The organism is Natrinema thermotolerans (assembly GCF_031165565.1).
In the GTDB taxonomy this organism is placed as follows: Archaea; Halobacteriota; Halobacteria; order Halobacteriales; family Natrialbaceae; genus Natrinema; species Natrinema thermotolerans.
Genome location: NZ_CP101873.1, coordinates 2,986,743 through 3,003,343, shown reverse-complemented (window position 1 = coordinate 3,003,343; position 16,601 = coordinate 2,986,743). Strand labels below are relative to the sequence as shown.

Below are 16,601 nucleotides of genomic sequence, written 5' to 3'. Positions count from 1 at the left end.
GGTCGGGCCCGTTACCTGTCGGCACGAGGCGGCGTTCCGGGACGACCCGTCCCCGATCTCGCGTATCGACGTTCCACTCTCGTTATTTGTCCGCGATTCCGACAATATCACCAGCAATATATGCTATATAAGGTTACAGACGCGGAGTGTACCGGGACGAAAACAAACAACAATTAAGGTCATACATCACACTGTGTCTGTCTAGAGGTACCATGACACAGGTCATATGGATCATCGCGGCAGTGCTGGTAACGTTCACTGTGGGGTACGTAGGGTACTCTCGATATCTTACACGTTTCGTCGAACTCGACGAAGACGCGGAGACGCCGGCACACAAGTACGAGGACGGACAGGAGTACGTCCCGTCGAAGAAACCGGTTCTGTTGGGACATCACTACTCGAGTATCGCCGGTGGGGCACCGATCGTGGGACCGATCACGGCCGGGGCGATCTGGGGCTGGGTGCCCGCGCTACTGTGGATCGCCATCGGGAACCCGCTGATGGGCGCCGTCCACGACTTCGTCTCGCTGTCGGGCAGTCTGCGCCACGAGGGGAAGTCGATCGGCTACATGATCGGGGAGTACGTCGGCGAGAGCGGGAAGAACATGCTGCTGTGGTTCGCGTTCCTGACGATCATCCTCGTCGTCGCCGTCTTCGCGCTGGTCGTCGGGATCGTCTTCAACGCCTATCCACAGGTCGTGACGGCGTCGCTGCTGTACATCGGGTTGGCGCTCGCCTTCGGCGTCTACCTCTACCAGTTCAACGGCCCGTTCATCCCGGGGACGATACTGTTCGTCGCCGGGGTCTTCGCGGCCGTCTGGGTCGGCCTCGAGTACCCGCTCGCGCTCTTTGCCGGCGACTATCCCTCGGGCACCATCGTGCTGTTCGGCGGTGACGGGAGCTGGGTGCCCGGTGCCGCGGCGCTGGAGGGAATCGGCGGCGGCAACACCGCCGGCTGGGTGCCGATAATTCTGGTCTATGCGGCGGTCGCGAGCGCGCTCCCGGTGTGGGTGTTGCTCCAGCCGCGTGACTACCTGTCGTCGTTCCTGCTGTACGCCGGCGTCGGTGGTGCGACCCTCGCGATCATCGTCGGCACGTTCTTCGGGACGGCCAATCAGGACCTCGTCATCGACAGCTCGATCGCCGCGTTCGAAGGGTTCTGGGGCGCGGAAGCGGCCGGCTACGCGCCGCTGTTCCCGCTGCTTTTCATCACGATCGCCTGTGGGACGATCAGCGGGTTCCACTCGCTGGTCTCCTCGGGGACCACGGCCAAACAGCTCGACAAGGAGACCGACGCCCGCCTGATCGGCTACGGCGGCATGCTCGGTGAGGGCCTGCTGGCCGCTGTCGCGCTCTCGACGCTCGCCGTGTGGGGCGCGCCCGACGTCGGCGGCGGCATCGGTGCCGCTCTGCCGAACTTCGCCTCGGGCGGCGGCGTCATCCTCACGAGTTTCGGCGTCCCCGAGACCGCCGGCGCCGTGTTCATGGCGCTGGTCCTCTGTAGCTTCCTGCTGACCTCGACCGACACGGCCGTCCGCCTCGGCCGGTACATGATGGAAGAGATCGTCGGCACGCCCGCCGGACGGACCGACACGGGGCTGAACGCGGACCCGCGATCGTTCGTTCGCGGCCGGTACACCAACCCGATCGTCCAGGCCGTCCCGGCGTACCTGCTGGTTATCTCCGGGCAGTGGGTCGTCCTCTGGCAGCTGTTCGGCGGTGCGAACCAGCTGCTGGCCGCGCTTGCCCTGCTGACCGCGACCGTCTGGCTGGCCAACTGGGACGACAGCAAACAGCTCGTCTCGACCGGCGTCCCGATGGCCGTCATGGTCACGATCACCGTCCTCGGGCTCTCGATTCTGGTGTTCTACGAGAACCTCTACCTGAACCTGATCGAGGGCGGTGCAGGAACCCTCAGCGAGCAACTCTCCGCGGTCGTGCAGATGGCGCTTGGCCTCGTCCTCATCGGCCTCGCGCTCGCGCTCGTCAGGCTGGGCTACCGGAACATCAGCCGCGTCCGTCGCGGCCCCGAGACGCCCGCCGCCGAACCCGGCGACGACTGACGTCGTCCTCGCCGATCCGTTCTTTCGCCGTGTCTCGTGGACCGACAGTACCGCGTCTCGAGTCACTCGAGACCCCCAGCCGTCTGCGACACGCACATCCGTCGGCGACCCGCACCGCCGACTGTGGGTTCGAACGATCGCTCCGAAATCGTCGCGGACGGCGGCGACTGATCTCGTGTCGTCGACGTTGCCATCCGAGCGAAAACGGGCCCGCCGGTTACTGCCAGAACCGCTTCGCGAACCGCGAGAGAAAGCCCTCGTCGGGCGTCGTCACGTCGTCCCAGAGGGTAAACGCCTCGGCCACGTCGGCGGCCTCGCTGGCGACGTGGTCCTCCTTCTCGGGGACCACGACGACGAGGTTCACCTCGTAGTGGCCGTGATAGCCGAACTTCAGGAGAGTCCGATCGCGAAAGTCCCCAACGAACGCGCGGACGTCGTCGGAGAGTTCGTCCGCGACGAGGACGAACGAGAAGTCCGTCCCGAAGTGTTCCTCGTCGGGGACGACCCGCTCGTCCGCGAGATCGTGGCCCAGATCGACGAGTCGCTCGAGTTCCGCGACCGTCGGCCGAGACTCCCGACGGGCAAAGAGGTACTCCTCGGCCTCGTGGTCGGCGTAGGACAGCGCCGGGTGGAAGAACTGCTTCTGGCTGCGGACGCGCAGCTTCCCGTAGAGGTCCCAGCGCTCGCCGCCGGCCCGGTGGTCCTTCTCGAGGTCGTAGTTGTACAGCAGTCGGTCGGACACCCGGTCGAGGTACTCGTCCTCCCAGTCGGGGACCCCCTCGCGGATTTCGGCCGGCAGTTCCGCCGGTGCCCGCTCGTCGCTCATCGCGCGGCGACGGACCGCGGGCTGGTTCGGTCGCGATCCGGCGTCGGCTCGGTTCCGGTCGGATCCGTGACGGGGTTTCGCATACCACTCGTTGCGCTCGGAATATCAAATACCCGTCGGTGGACGGCGAGCCGGCGCTGCGGCGCTCGAGCGGTAGGCTTTAGCCGCCGGAGCTGTTTCTTCGTGTAAGGAGTTACCATGGGGAGCAAACGGACCGAAGCCTGTGGCCGGTGTTCGATGTCGACGGTCGTCGACGTCGCCTCGAGCGACGAGGACGACGCTCGCGACCCGTTCGGCGAGGACGCGATCGAGGTCGACGACGAGACACTCCGGCGCGTCTCGCCGGGCGCGTGGATCGGCCGCGTGACCGATCGGATCGACGACCTCGGCCACCGACTCATTTACGGCCGCTGACCAGCCCCGCCGGCTCCGCGAGCGAACGGGCCGCCGGTCAGGACATCGTCACGAGATACGTCAGCGCGAACAGCAGTATCGCCGCCGTGGCGACATTGATAGGACTGAACTCGAGGACGTCCAGAAAGGACAGTCCCCAGACGACCGTCCAACCGAACAGCGTCGAGAGGACGGCGTTCATCACGAGCAGGACCCGCGGGTCGCCCTGCGAGGATGATACGCCGGCCTCGAACCCCTCGCGGTCGGAGTCCTCGTCGTTCATACAGGGAGACGGCGGCACCGCCACTTATAGCTTCGCCGGCGGGACGCGTCGGACGGGCCGGAAACCGCACGGTCTAGCTCTTTGCCGCTCGAGTCCGAACGGCGGGTATGCAACTCCGTAATCGCGACGGCACGCCCGTCGATCCGGTCCCGTTCGGCGTCGTGGTCGGACTCGCGTTCATGGCCCTGCTGTCGTTCGGGCCGCTGTACGGACAGGCGCTGGGCCTGTCCCTCGAGGCGGCGATCTGGCTCTCGACGGCGGTGTTCGTCGTCACCGCCGCCGGCGCCTTCTACCGGCAGATCTGGACCGCTCGGCCCGAACTCGACTGCGAGGTTGCGGCCGCGGTCCGCGCACGGCGGGTGTTCTATCTCATTCCGATCCTCGGAGCGCTGCTCGTCGCGCTGTCCGTGCCGCTCGTGGTCGGCTGAGACGGACCGCCCCGGATCGGTAGCGCACCCCGATCCGCGGTCGTGTGTCTATGATACACTGTCGCACGATATTAGTGGCCGCCGACCGAACGACCCCGTATGGGACTCATCGACTCGGTCAAAACGGCCCTCAGCTCGCCCGCGCCGAAAGAGCGGCCCGACGACGGCTCCACGGGAGCCTACTGGTGTGACGACTGCGCCGTCCGCATCAGGGACGTCGACCTCGAGGGGGAGCCGGTCTGCCCGGACTGCGGTTCGGAGATGCGCTTCGAGCGCGCGACCGGTCGCGACTGTGCGTGTTGAGACGGGACCCGGTCACGGCTCACGGACGACGACGGCCGCCCCCTGCTCGTCGGGGAACGGCCCCTCGAGGGCGCCCTCCCACTCCGCGTCGGTGACCAGCGCGTCCTCGAGGCCCTTCCGCAGCGCCGCCTCGTCGTAGTCGGTGCCGATGAATACCAGTTCCGTCCGCCGGTCGCCGTGTTCGTCGTGCCACTCGAGATCGGGACGATTCGACCGGTACATGTCGCGCTCGACCGCGGGCAGGCTGGCGATCCAGGGACCCTGTGCGGTGGCCCGGACCGAGGGGCCAGCCCCCGCGATCGAGACCCGCATCTCGTTGTCGGCGAGCCACGCGGTCCCCTTCGAGCGGACGATCGACCGCGGCAGTTCGCGGAGGACGGCGGCGAACCGCTCGGGGTGAAACGGCCGCCGGGCCCGGTAGACGAACGAGGAGACGCCGTAGACTTCGTCGGGGTGGTGATGGCCGTGGTGGTCGTCGTGACGGCCGTCGCCCTCGTGGTCGGTGCCCTCGCCATCGGTCGACTCGAGTGCGCGCTTCCAGCCCGGCAGGTCGGTCACCCGATCCGGGTCGAACAGGCCGGCACCGAGCAGTCGGTCGGGATCGACCGCCGCAAACTCCGTGCGGATCGTCTCCGCGTCGGGCTGGAGCGCACCGACGAGTTCTTCGGCCTCCTCGAGTTCCGCCTCGGTACAGCGATCGGCCTTGTTGAGCAACACGAGGTTCGAGACCTCGACTTGCTCGACGAGCAGGTCCGAGAGCGGCCGATCGTCCTCGTCGCCGCGGCGTTCGGGAGCGTCCTCACCGGCGAAGGCCTCGAGGAAGGCGGGGGTATCGAGGACGGTCACGAGCGTGTCGACGTCGTACAGCGCCGCGACCCGGGATTCGGTCGTGAACAACCGTGCGACGGGTGCGGGCTCGGAGATCCCCGACGACTCGACGATCAGGTGATCGAACGAGCGATCGCGGGCCAGCCTGACCACGGCGGTCTCGAGGTCGTCCTGCAGTTCACAACAGATACAGCCGTTCGAGAGTTCCGCGACGCCGTCGTCGAGTTCGAGTTCCGATCCTTCGGCGACGAGGTCGGCGTCGACGTTGACCTCCCCCATGTCGTTGACCAACACTGCAAGCGACCGGTCGCCGGCGTTCGACAGCAGATGGTTCAAAAGCGTCGTCTTCCCCGCCCCGAGACTGCCCGAGAGGATCGTGACGGGACGTCCGTCGTCCGTGTCCGTTCTCATAGCCGGATAACAGACGCCGGAACGTCTTGAAAGCGAGCCACGAGGGTTTTTAGCGTTCGATACACAGATACAGGCATGGATCTGGCCGACCGGATCGACGCGTTTCGCGAGACGCTCGAGGAGTGGCTCCTGGGGCTCTATCACGGGATGATCTCGCACCCAGCCTACGAGAAGATCGAGAAGGAAGCCGAGGACGCCGAGGACGCGTTCATCCTGGCGTGTTTCCCGGACGCCTTCGGCATCCCGTCGCCGGTCTCCTACTACACCGCCGAACTGCTACCCTATCTCGAGGACGAGTTCGAAGCGTGGGAGCGGCGGCTGTGGGACCGCGGCACGTACCTCGAACGAAAGGGCCAGCAGTACCACTTCTGATGGAACCGTTCGTCTTCTTCGGCGGCAAGGGCGGCGTCGGCAAGACGACGGTGTCATGTGCCTACGGGCTCAAGTGCGCCCGCGACGGCCACCGCACCCTCGTCGTCTCGACCGACCCCGCCCACTCCGTCACGGACGTCTTCGACCAGCCGTTCGGGGACTCGCCGCGACCGGTCGAGGGGGTCGATCGACTCGAGGCCATGCAGATCGACCCCGAGGACGAGGTCACCCGGCACTTAGACGAGATCCGGCAGGACCTCTCCGAGCAGGTGTCGGCCTCGATGGTCAACGAGATCAACCGCCAGCTCGAGATGGCTCACGGGACGCCGGGGGCCTACGAGTCAGCGCTGTTCGACCGGTTCATCGAGGTGATGCGCACCGCCGACGACTACGACCGGGTCGTCTTCGACACCGCGCCCTCGGGCAGCACGCTTCGCCTGCTCGGCCTGCCCGACCTGCTCGAGGACTGGATCGACCGGCTGATGTACAAGCGCCGGACCAGCATCGACCTCTTCGAGAAGGCCGCCATCGGCAACAACGAACCCCGCCGCGTGATGGAGGGCGACCCCGTTCTAGCGCGACTCGAGGAGCGCAAGTCCTTCTTCGAGTTCGCCGGGTCGGCGCTGCACGACGACGCCGCGTTCTTCCTCGTCCTCAACCCCGACGAACTGTCGGTCAACGAAACCCGCCGCTCGATCGCCGACATCCGCGAAAAGGACCTCGCCGTCCGTGGACTCGTCGCCAACAAGCTCACGCCGTCGCCGGACCCCGACGAGAACGGCCGGGGCGCACGCTACCTCCGCGAGCGGGTCGCGACGGAGGAGGAACGCCTCGAGACCATTCGGTCCGAGTTCGAGCCGCCGCTGGTCGCCGAAATCGGCTGGCGAAGTTCGGAGGTCAAAGGCGACCTACTCGACGACGTCGCCGCCGAACTCGATATCGCGACCGCGGTCGAGCCGCCGACGCACGTCTAGCCCCCGTTCGAGTCGACTGCGCGAATCTGATACGCCCATACATACCACCCCAGCGACGGAGGGAAACCCGTTTACGCTGGCCGCGCCACGGACGGATAATGAGTACGAGTTACCGAATCGGACTGGTCGGCAAACCGTCCGTCGGCAAGTCCTCTTTCTTCAACGCCGCGACGATGAACGACGTGCCCGAGGGGGCCTACCCGTTCACGACGATCGACCCCAGCGTCGGCGAGGCCTACGTCCGCGTCGACTGTGCGGCCCCCGAATTCGACGAGGAGTGTACGCCCAACGTCGGCTACTGCGACCACGGCACCCGCTTCGTCCCCACGAAGCTCGTCGACGTGGCCGGGCTCATCCCCGGCGCACACGAGGGCAACGGGCTGGGCAATCAGTTCCTCTCTGACCTAAACGAGACCGACGTCCTCGTCCACGTCGTCGACTTCTCCGGACAAACCGACGCCGAGGGCGAACCCACCGAGGGCCACGACCCCCGTGACGACATCGACTTCCTCGAGGTGGAACTCGATCAATGGTATCTCGACGTCCTCGAGAAGGGGATCGAACGCTACGAATCGGGCTACACGACCGAGGACGACGCCATCGAAGAGGAACTCGCCGAGCAGATGAGCGCGTTCAAGACCACCGACGACGAGATCAAGCGCCTGATCCGGCGGGTCGATGTCGGCTTCGAGCCCGAGGCGTGGGACGACGAGGACAAACTCGAGCTGGCCCGCGAGATCCGCAAGGAGACCAAGCCGATGGTCATCGCGGCGAACAAGATGGACACGCCCGAGGCACAGGAGAACTACGAGGCGATCGCGAACGATCCGGACTACGATCACCTGACGATCGTGCCCTGTAGTGCCCACGCCGAGAAGGCGCTGAAATCGGCCGACAAGGCCGGCGTCGTCGACTACCGGCCCGGCGACGACGACTTTGAAATCACGGGCGACGTCTCCGGCGACCAGGAACAGGGACTCGAGCAGATCCGGGACTTCCTCGACGAGTTCGGTGCGACGGGCGTCCAGGCGGCGCTCGAGACCGCGCTCTTCGACGTGCTGGGCGTGACGCCGGTGTTCCCCGGCGGTGCGAACGGGCTGGGCAACGAACGCGGCGAAGTGTTGCCAGACTGTTATCTGATCCCGCCGAACTCGACCGCGGAGGACTTCGCCTACAGCCTCCACTCCGATATCGGCGACGGGTTCCTGCACGCGATCGACTGTCGGACGAACCGCCAGCTCGGGAAGGACTACGAGGTCGAGTCCCGGGACGTGATCGAAGTTATCACGACGAACTGACCGACCGCAGGAGTCGCCAACTGCGGGACCTTCCGCACGTCGCCGGCCCGGCCTGACCGGAAGAGCCCAGCATGCGTCCCCGTTCGGGGCGACTACGGACGACAGCAGAGCTGTCACGCACTTCCTGCCGACGACCGACCCGGCCAACGCTGCGGTCCGTCGAAGTACGACAAAAGATGCGGCGAGGTCAGTGGTACACGGCGCGGATCACTTACGGATAACCGCTGGAATCGTTACTCCCGCGATGGAACGACGTGACCGATCGAACCGCTGGTACCGTCGTACGAGAGCATCGCGTACCGGATTTCGTCGGCATCGACGGAAACGGTATCTCCCTGTTCGAACTCACCGTCGATTTCCTCGCCGAGGTCGATCTCGCTGAAGCCGTCTTCGGTCATGACCCGGAGGGTAAGCTCCGACGCGGCGACCGAATCGCCGCCGACGTGTTCGATCACGCCCTGATCCTCGTCGAACTCGAGTTCGATCCGCGGTCGCGGATGGGTTCCGCTGACACGGACATCGTCGTCACCCCAGACGACGGTGACATCCGATCCGGCCGCAACGTCGTCGACTTCGATCGTCGCCCCCGAAGAGACAGTGTCCGCCTCGTCGGCCCACTGCGTCTCGGCCGGCTCGTCGTCGATCAGCAGTTCGTACGCGTCGGCCGGGCGCTCGCCGTCCTCGAGTTCGAGCGTCGCCGAGAGCGTCTTGCGCTCGAAGTCGTAGTCGAAGGCCACGGTCCCCGGCGGCTGGGCACGGAAGTGTGCGATACTGTCTTCCATGGTCGTTCCGTCCCAACAGACGAGAACGGTGTCACCCGGCCGAATGTCCTCGAGCGTCGTCCCGTCGCCCGAACGCATCGTTCCGGACCACGGCTGAGCGGTGGTTCGTGGCTCGACTTCCTCGTCAGGGGAATGGTACCACGGTCGTTCGTCGTAGACGGCGATGGAAACCCGCTCGCCCTCGAGCGGGAACTCGTCCGCGTACTCGACGGTGGGCGTTCCGGCGTCGACGTCGTAGTCGTATTCGAACTCGAATCGATCGAGGATCGACGTCCCGCTCGTGCTGCTCCCGGCCGCGTGGTCGTGGGTGAGGGTGATCGATAGGTTCGGCTCGACATCGTCCATGTCGATGACGATCGTATCTCCCTCTTCGAGGGTGCCGTGGCTGTTGGTCCAGATATCGCGGTCGTACTCCTCGCCGCCCACCTCGAGCGTGAGATCCTCGACCGGGGTCGGATCGCCGCGTCCGATCTCGATCTCGAGTTGGTCGTCCTCGAGATCGATGTCCTCCTCGGGCCGGAGACTTCCCGGGCTCTCGTGGTCGTTGGCTTCCCGTTCGGCGGCGAGATCGCGCTCGGCGGTGATGGTGACGAGCGACCCGTCTCGTTCGACCGTCGGCTCGCCGGTGAGCGCCATGTAGCGCAACTCGCTCGTGAGCGTATCGACCAGTTCGTCAGTGATCTCCGTAGCGTCCGCGAAGGCGACGCCGATGTTCACCTCGAGGGTATCCGGATCGAGGACGGTCGTTGCTCGGGCACTGTATTCGATGGCGGCGTCGTCGGTGAAGTCGGGGAACTGATACCCCTCGCCGATCTGGACCGTGTAGTCGGCATGCTCCCCGTCGAAGAGGCCGAACGCCTCCTCGAGCAGGGGTTCGGCGTCCAGCAGTCGCTTGGCCTCGCCCGCGTTCGCCGCGAGGGCCTCGCCGATCCGCTCGTCGTTTTCGGCGGCGACGACGACCGTCTCGGTGACGGCGGCGACCATCTCGTTGTCTTCGCGGCGCTCGTACTCGACGCCGCCGTCGGTCTCGCGAATGTCGCCGTCGTCCTCGAGTTCGAAGTCACCGGCGATGACGACGATCGGCATCGAGAACGCATCGTCGTCGGTCGCGTAGACGAACGCCTGCTTCGAGATCGACTCGGGGTCGATCCCAAACCCGCTGCCCGTCGACATGTGTCCGTAGGGGTCGTTGGCCTTTCGCTGCTGCTCGAGATCCCTCGTCACAACTGCCATCGAGTCCGATTCGGCCGAGGCCGGGAAATAGTCGAAGAGGGAGTCGAACGCCGGCGAGCCGACATCGTTGGTGGACCGTCCGTCCGTCGCGCTGACAGCGTTTCCTGCCAGTGCGACGGTCATCGTCGTGCCGATACTGCCGAGGAGGGTTCGGCGGGGATACTGCGGCATACGATCCGATTTCGTTCCCCGCACCACAAGTAGGTTTTCATAACTTTCTACGTTAGAAACAGGTTCGGTCGATCGGCCCCGATCGACGATTCCACCGCCCGGCGATCCAGTCCCGAGCCGTTACTCGAAACCGGTCTCGGCCGACTCGAGCAGATTCGTGAGTTCGCCCCGCCGTTTCCAGGCGGCGATCCGATCGCCGAACGGTAGGGGGGCGGCGAGTTCGACCGCCGAGCGGGCGGTGAGTCGGGTCCGTCCGTGGTCGACGGGGTCGATCTCGAGCCACGTCTCCATCGCCGAAAAGGGGCCGCGCTCGCTCTCCTGTGTGTAGTAGATCGTCCCGTCGCGGTCCTCGAACCGCAGCGGCAGTTGCAGTCCCGGGCCGCTGGCGACGACGACCGTCGCCCCGTCCCGCTCCTCGACGCGTTCGATCGCGAAACTCCCCTCTGCCTCGACGATCGTCGCCGGCTCGAGCCACGCCGACAGCTCGGTCGGAGCCGCAGCGACGACTCCAGAGACCGTCACATCACGCATATCGGCCCCACGGACGGAACGGCCATAAACGTCGGTCGTCACGGACTTCACGTTCGGCTCGGGGCGTCTCGCTCGTTCCGTCGGTGTCTCAGCTCCCGTCGTGACCGAGTCCCGGCGAATCCGTACCGAGGCGACAAGTTCTCCTGCCGGGCCCGCTATGTCCCGGTAATGAGTCTGGGGCAGCCCTCCGCGTACCGCCCGACGAAACCCGACGTCGCGGTGTTCGTCTCCGGCGTCACCAGTATGGGTCTCGAGATCCTCGCGGGCCGGATCATCGCCCCGCAGTTCGGGAACAGCATCTACACGTGGGGGAGCATCATCACCGTCTTCCTCGCTGCACTGAGCCTGGGTTACTGGCAAGGTGGCAAACGTGCCGATACCGCCTCGAACGCGCGGATGAGCTGGCTCCTGCTGGGGACGGCCGGCTACGTCGCGATCGTCGTCTACGCCAGCGATCAACTCCTGCTCTCGGCGTCGACGCTGCCGCTTCCGGCCCGCTACGCCTCGCTGCCGGCGGTCCTGATCCTGTTCGGCCCGCCGACCTATCTGCTTGGCTTTATCAGTCCCTACTCGGCCGAACTCTCCGAGAAAGAAGGCACCGGCGAGGCGTCGGGCCACGTCTACGCGCTGGGCACCATCGGCAGCATCGTCGGCGCGGGCGCGACCACGTACTTCCTGATTCCGTCGCTGGGAATCGACGCGATCGGGCTGCTGTTCGGGTTCATCCTCGTCGGCACCGCGTTCGCGTTGACCCTCCCGCGGGTCGCGCCAAGACCCGCGGCCGCGAGCATCGGCATCGCCCTGCTGTTGGTCGTCGCCGGCGGCGTCGGCCCCGTCGCCTTTGACCACCGCGGCGACGTCGTCTACGAGACTCAGACGGCCTATCAGGAACTCGAGGTCATCGACGACGGCGACGTGCGAACGCTGTATCTCGACGGTGCGCGCCACAGCGCGATGGACCTCGAGGACCCGGACCGACACGTTTTCGAGTACACGCGGTACTTCCATCTGCCGATGCTGATGACCGACGACCCCGACGAGGTCGATGACGTGTTGTTCATCGGCGGGGGCGGCTACACCGGCCCGAAGGACTTCGAGCGGCGCTACGATGTCGATGTCGACGTCGTCGAACTCGACCCCGAGGTGACGCAGGCGGCCAAGGAGTACTTCCGCCTCGAGGAGGGCGAGAACATGACTGCCCACACCGAGGACGGCCGGATCTTCCTGCAGGAGACCGACGAGACCTACGACCTGATCGTCCTCGACGCTTACCAGAAGGATCAGGTTCCGATCCACCTCACGCAACTGGAATTCATGGAACTCGTCGAGGACCGACTCTCCGACGACGGGGTCTTCCTCGCGAACGTCATCGCCGCGCCCAGCGGGGCCGGCTCGGCGTTCTACCGGGCCCAATACAAGACCATCGACGAGGCGTTCCCCTCGACCTACAGCTTCCGGACCTCGAGTCTGGGCTCGGTCCAGAACATCGAGGTCGCCGCGACGAAGGCCGACACCGAGTTCACCGAAGACGACCTCGCGGCCCGCAACGAGCGCCGCGACCTGCCGATCGACCTGAGCGACGAGGTCGACGCGTACATGGACGACCCGAACACCGACGACGTGCCGGTGTTGACCGAGGATCACGCGCCCGTCGACAACCTACAGGCGTCGACGATCGGCCAGGAGTACGTCATCGAGGAGACCGACGAGGACGAGGCGGAGCCGGAACCCGCCTCGATCACGGTCGGGCCGGACCCGCTCGCGACGGCGCGGCCTGCGGCGGGGCTCGAGCAGATCCAGCAGACACACACTATAATTGAATGAACACAGTTTTGTGAGACTCCGGAGAGTATACATTCGGAGACTATACTTTCGTAAAGACAGTAAAGTATAGCAATACTTTTTGAGTGCGAGATACTAGTATCCCGTGTAGGCACCGCCAATAGACCACGCCTACATCCGATACGATAAATCAGGATGGCTGGCCGCCCCAGCGGCCAGTTAATTGCCGCCTGATTCCTCAGTCGAGGCGGCGACCGCGACGGCGATAAGCGCCCAACCCAGCGCATTTCCCTGTGCCACCAGGGTCACACCGCCCGTCGCGAGCGCCGCGCGGACGTTTGGAGGCACGCTACTTCACCTCCTACCGACTCTCTTGTTTAGCCACGCAATTCGGTGATGCGTGGGTGGTCATCGACCACGCCAGTATGGTCGTGTAGTCGACATAAAAAGCCACCCTTTACGCGCGGGTGTCCAAGCCGAACCTAATCGGCGAGATCGTCGACCGAAAGCGGCGTCGCGGTCCGCCAGTAATGATCCAGCGAGTCCTCGGCCCACGCGCGGACGGCGTCGTCGTCGGTATCGACGGAGGCCCGCAGGATGCCGTCCTCGTCGCGCAGGAGGAGGTAAACGAGGTCGTCGACGATCATGATCGCGATCGGAACGCCCTCCTCACGGACCCTGATCTCGGCGTCCTCGGCCGTGAGCAGGGCCTCGAGCCGGTCGCGAAGCTCCGACTCCTCGGCGAGCGCCTCGATCGCGTTGCGGCCGAAGACGCCCCGAAAGCGCTGGTCGCCGCCGATCACGCGCTCGCTGACGACCCGTAGCGCCTGTCCGTTGAACGTGTGTGAAAACGTCCTGATTTCGTCGCCATCGCGGACGAACTCGAGCAGTCGCGAGAGCGGCGCGTTCGGCCGCGTCGCCGTCGGGACGGTGATCGTCGCGTCCGAGAGCCGCCGGAGGTCGAAGTCCATCGCATGGGTCGGCAGGTAGTCGACGATGTCGCGGAGTCGCCCCTCAGTCTCGAGGATCTCCTGCAGGTCGGTGAACCCCTCGGCGACGAGTCGGCCGGTCGCGGTCGCGACGTACTCGCTGCCCTCGTGTCTGACCCACGACCGGTCCTCGAAGTCCCCGAGGATCCGGCCCAGCGTCGCCTGCGAGGCCCCCGTTTCGTCGGCCAACTCCCTGCGCGTGTGCCGCCCCGCCGAGAGCAGCTCCAGCACCGCGACGCGGTTCTCCGAGAGCGCCAGGAACTCGATCTCCTCGAGCGCCGATTCCATACGTCACCTCTCCGGGCCGAGACCAAACCGTTTTCGCACCGTGAAAGGGTTTCACGGCCCGCGCGGGTGTCGCGTCGCCGGTCCCTTTCCCGGCCCGCCCACATTTCTTGCTCTGAAATCGTTTCTGAACGAAACTATATACCCGACGTTCGTACGTCCGTGTACGATGATCTCCACTCTTCACGCGTCGCCCGGGTCCGGGTCGGCGCATGCGGTTCGCACGGTGGTGACGACGCCGTGGTAGCGCGTCGTACTGCCGTCTTCTTCGCCCTCTCGAGCCTGTTTTTCGGCGGCACGTTCGTCGCCGCGAAAGCCGGGCTTGCGTACTTCCCGCCGCTGCTGTTCGTGGCGTTCCGATTCGACGTGGCCGCCGTCATCATGCTTGCCTACGTCGGGCTGACGACCTCGCGGGCGGACCTGTTTCCCCGGACCCGCGGCGACATCGGAGCGATCCTCGCGACCGGCGTTCTCGCGATCGGGCTGACCAACGCCTTGCTGTTCGTCGGCCAGCAGTACGTCACCAGCGCGGTGGCTTCGATCATGTACAGCCTCAACCCCATCATGACGCCGATCTTCGCCGCGTTCTTCCTCTCGGACGAGCGGCTCTCCGCCCGCGGTGCGGCCGGGATGGGGCTGGGCCTGCTCGGCGTCGGCCTCGTGGTCAGCCCCGACCCCGCGAACCTGCTCGGCGGTGCCGTCGGCAAGGGGATCCTCTTCGTCGGCGCGATCGCCGCCGCGCTCGGGGCCGTGCTGATCCGTCGGGCGGACAGCGACCTCTCGAGTACGGTCCGGGTCGCCTGGGGGCTGCCCTTCGCCGCGGCGCTGTGTCACCTGCTCGCCTGGACGGGCGGCGAGTCGGCGGCCGCGATCGACTGGACCGTCGAAGCGGTCGCGGCACTGGGGTACGTCAGCGTCTTCGCGGGCGTCCTCGCCTACATCGCCTACTTCGGCCTGATCGACGCGGCCGGCGCGATCCGCGCGAACCTGATCTTCTACGTCGTGCCCGTCGTCTCGACGCTGGGTGGCTGGGCGCTGCTTGGTGAGACGATCGACGCGCTGGCGGTCGCCGGCTTCCTGACGATCTTCGCCGGCTTCGCGGTGCTGGGCAGCAAGTCGGTCGATCTCCGCTCGCTGCGCGAGCGGCTCACCCCCGACCCGCGGCTGCCCGACGACGAAACCCCAGTCAGGGACGAACCCCGCGGCTACCGGTCGGACTGACGGTTAAAACAGCGACAGCTCGCCGGTCACGCTGTCGACGCGGTCGTCGGCCGCCGGGCCGACTGCCAGCGCGGTGACGGTCCCCGGCTCGAGTTGGGTGTGGCCGGCGTCTCGGATCAGTCCGGTGGGAATCCCCTTTCGCTCGGCGATCTCGGAGAGTTCGTGAAGTTGGCGCTCGCTCTCGCCTTTCAGGACGACCTTCTTTTGGCCCCCCTCCTTCCACTGGTCTCGCAGTTGCCGATCGGCGTTCTCGTAGGCCGACAGCGACGCGTGAGCGACCTGTGCGGCGAGCTTTCCCTGTCCCATCCCGATATCCGTGCGAGCGACGATGGCCTGTTTCATGGCCTATTCGAGGACGTCGATGCCTTTAGCGGTACCTATCGATCGCTGCGACGGACGCCGGCGAGCCGTCAGTGAACGACCTCGCTCTCGCGGAAGTACTCCCGTTCCGTTCGTCTGGCCTCGGGCCCCGCCTCGACTAGCGTCGGTTCGTCGATCGGCCTCTCGAACCGGTCGGGATCGGGCTCGACCCGTTCGATCATTGCCGAGAATACCGATCCCCGGCGGCCGCTCGCCGAGACGAAACCGCCGTACTCCCGCTCTTCCCGGGCGGTCTCGTCGGGGTCGGGGAACTCCTCGCGGATGATCTCGGCACCCGCTTCGAGATACGTCGCCGCCCGCCGCTGGGAGTAGTAACTCTCGTCGTAGTAGGTTTCGGCGTACTCCTCGTCGAGGTCGTCCGTGGAGTGTTCGGGCGACTCGTATCGGATCGCCTCGGTCGTCTTGTGCCCGTTGGCAAAGCGGATGTTGACCGTGAAACTGTTCGGATACCGGAGGACCAGCGGCGCGTACAGCATGTCCGTGATCGTGGCCTGCTGTTGGGCGCGCCAGGCCCCCTCGAGGTAGTACGCGGCGATCGCGCCGATGCGGTCGTCGCGATCCCCGCGATGATACGCCCGTGCGACCGCCTTGTAATCGTCGCCGACGATCCGTCGGAGTCGCCGCTGGAAGCTTTCGGCGGCGTGATCGAACTGTGCTTCGTAGGCGTCTAACACGGTCACTTCGGGATCGGCGAGCAGGTCCGCTTTCCGCTCCAACGCGGCCGCGATCGTCAGCATGTTCTCGTGGAACAGCCGCTCGGCCTCGAGATCGGGGAGCGGAACTCTGACCGCCCGCTGGTGTAGGACTTCCGTGTCCCCGTTGAATCGGCCCTGCCTCCCACTCATGGACCCACCTTCATCGTACAGCGTTATAATCGGTTAGGCCGTCCGTCGTCGGGTTACAGGCGCTTGAATTGTACCAACATCATAAATGATGTAAACCGTTGGCTCGACCGAGGGTCGCCGGTCACCCGTGGATCGAACCGGGACCGCGCCGCGAGCGACGGCGGACCGAGGACTTTAGGGTGCCGTGTTCGCTCCCTCTCGA

17 protein-coding genes are annotated in these 16,601 nt (G+C 65.9%); 9 read left to right on the top strand and 8 right to left on the bottom strand.

Going from position 1 to position 16,601, the window contains the following annotated elements:
* Nucleotides 1-212 precede the first annotated feature (212 nt).
* On the top strand, nt 213-2,063 hold the full coding sequence (locus NP511_RS15490; protein ID WP_006649541.1) for a carbon starvation CstA family protein: 1,851 nt from the start codon (nt 213-215) through the stop codon (nt 2,061-2,063).
* 217 nt (nt 2,064-2,280) lie between these two features.
* Here NP511_RS15490 and NP511_RS15485 read toward each other — a convergent pair whose 3' ends face one another.
* A complete protein-coding gene (locus NP511_RS15485; protein WP_049966199.1) occupies nt 2,281-2,889 on the bottom strand; it encodes a DUF8052 family protein in 609 nt (202 codons plus the stop codon).
* A 198-nt stretch (nt 2,890-3,087) separates the two neighbouring features.
* On the opposite strand from NP511_RS15485, the gene NP511_RS15480 reads away from it, so the two are divergent.
* Nucleotides 3,088-3,303, top strand: coding sequence for a DUF8007 family protein (locus NP511_RS15480; protein WP_049966198.1), 216 nt, complete (start codon nt 3,088-3,090; stop codon nt 3,301-3,303).
* A gap of 37 nt (nt 3,304-3,340) precedes the next feature.
* Here the strand turns inward: NP511_RS15480 and NP511_RS15475 are convergent, their stop codons facing one another.
* A complete protein-coding gene (locus NP511_RS15475) occupies nt 3,341-3,565 on the bottom strand; it encodes a DUF8107 family protein (RefSeq protein ID WP_006179828.1) in 225 nt (74 codons plus the stop codon).
* Between the two features lie 107 nt (nt 3,566-3,672).
* On the opposite strand from NP511_RS15475, the gene NP511_RS15470 reads away from it, so the two are divergent.
* On the top strand, nt 3,673-3,993 hold the full coding sequence (locus NP511_RS15470) for a hypothetical protein (RefSeq protein ID WP_049966197.1): 321 nt from the start codon (nt 3,673-3,675) through the stop codon (nt 3,991-3,993).
* 99 nt (nt 3,994-4,092) lie between these two features.
* The gene (locus tag NP511_RS15465) at nt 4,093-4,296 is read left to right on the top strand and encodes a hypothetical protein (protein WP_006179830.1); all 204 of its coding nucleotides are present in this window, start codon (nt 4,093-4,095) and stop codon (nt 4,294-4,296) included.
* Nucleotides 4,297-4,308: 12 nt separating this feature from the next.
* On the opposite strand, the gene NP511_RS15460 is transcribed toward NP511_RS15465, so the two are convergent.
* Nucleotides 4,309-5,535, bottom strand: coding sequence for a CobW family GTP-binding protein (locus NP511_RS15460; RefSeq protein WP_049966196.1), 1,227 nt, complete (start codon nt 5,533-5,535; stop codon nt 4,309-4,311).
* A gap of 75 nt (nt 5,536-5,610) precedes the next feature.
* On the opposite strand from NP511_RS15460, the gene NP511_RS15455 reads away from it, so the two are divergent.
* The 3 genes from NP511_RS15455 to NP511_RS15445 all read left to right on the top strand — a co-directional run bounded on the left by NP511_RS15455 (nt 5,611) and on the right by NP511_RS15445 (nt 8,179).
* Entirely contained in the window at nt 5,611-5,907 is a 297-nt protein-coding gene (locus tag NP511_RS15455; protein WP_049966195.1) for a DUF7990 family protein, read from the top strand.
* The gene (locus NP511_RS15450; protein WP_049966193.1) at nt 5,907-6,881 is read left to right on the top strand and encodes an ArsA family ATPase; all 975 of its coding nucleotides are present in this window, start codon (nt 5,907-5,909) and stop codon (nt 6,879-6,881) included. The genes NP511_RS15455 and NP511_RS15450 overlap by 1 nt, the downstream gene beginning before the upstream one ends.
* Nucleotides 6,882-6,979: 98 nt before the next feature.
* The gene (locus tag NP511_RS15445) at nt 6,980-8,179 is read left to right on the top strand and encodes a redox-regulated ATPase YchF (RefSeq protein WP_049966192.1); all 1,200 of its coding nucleotides are present in this window, start codon (nt 6,980-6,982) and stop codon (nt 8,177-8,179) included.
* 233 nt (nt 8,180-8,412) lie between these two features.
* Here the strand turns inward: NP511_RS15445 and NP511_RS15440 are convergent, their stop codons facing one another.
* Both NP511_RS15440 and NP511_RS15435 read right to left on the bottom strand, forming a co-directional pair.
* Complete coding sequence (locus NP511_RS15440) at nt 8,413-10,365, bottom strand: hypothetical protein (RefSeq protein WP_049966191.1); 1,953 nt, start codon at nt 10,363-10,365, stop codon at nt 8,413-8,415.
* 120 nt (nt 10,366-10,485) lie between these two features.
* Nucleotides 10,486-10,896, bottom strand: coding sequence for a hypothetical protein (locus NP511_RS15435; RefSeq protein WP_049905698.1), 411 nt, complete (start codon nt 10,894-10,896; stop codon nt 10,486-10,488).
* 168 nt (nt 10,897-11,064) lie between these two features.
* Between NP511_RS15435 and NP511_RS15430 the strand changes: the two genes are divergently transcribed.
* Nucleotides 11,065-12,720: a spermidine synthase gene (locus tag NP511_RS15430; protein ID WP_049966190.1), complete on the top strand. Its 1,656-nt coding sequence runs from the start codon at nt 11,065-11,067 to the stop codon at nt 12,718-12,720.
* 440 nt (nt 12,721-13,160) lie between these two features.
* Here NP511_RS15430 and NP511_RS15425 read toward each other — a convergent pair whose 3' ends face one another.
* On the bottom strand, nt 13,161-13,955 hold the full coding sequence (locus tag NP511_RS15425) for a helix-turn-helix transcriptional regulator (protein WP_049966189.1): 795 nt from the start codon (nt 13,953-13,955) through the stop codon (nt 13,161-13,163).
* Nucleotides 13,956-14,192: 237 nt separating this feature from the next.
* Here NP511_RS15425 and NP511_RS15420 point away from each other — a divergent pair, with 237 nt between their 5' ends.
* Nucleotides 14,193-15,173, top strand: a complete 981-nt coding sequence (locus NP511_RS15420; protein ID WP_049966900.1) for a DMT family transporter — start codon at nt 14,193-14,195, stop codon at nt 15,171-15,173.
* A 3-nt stretch (nt 15,174-15,176) separates the two neighbouring features.
* On the opposite strand, the gene pth2 is transcribed toward NP511_RS15420, so the two are convergent.
* Complete coding sequence (gene pth2 / locus NP511_RS15415) at nt 15,177-15,515, bottom strand: peptidyl-tRNA hydrolase Pth2 (RefSeq protein WP_006179840.1); 339 nt, start codon at nt 15,513-15,515, stop codon at nt 15,177-15,179.
* A 68-nt stretch (nt 15,516-15,583) separates the two neighbouring features.
* A complete protein-coding gene (locus NP511_RS15410; RefSeq protein WP_049966188.1) occupies nt 15,584-16,399 on the bottom strand; it encodes a hypothetical protein in 816 nt (271 codons plus the stop codon).
* Between the last annotated feature and the right edge of the window lie 202 nt (nt 16,400-16,601).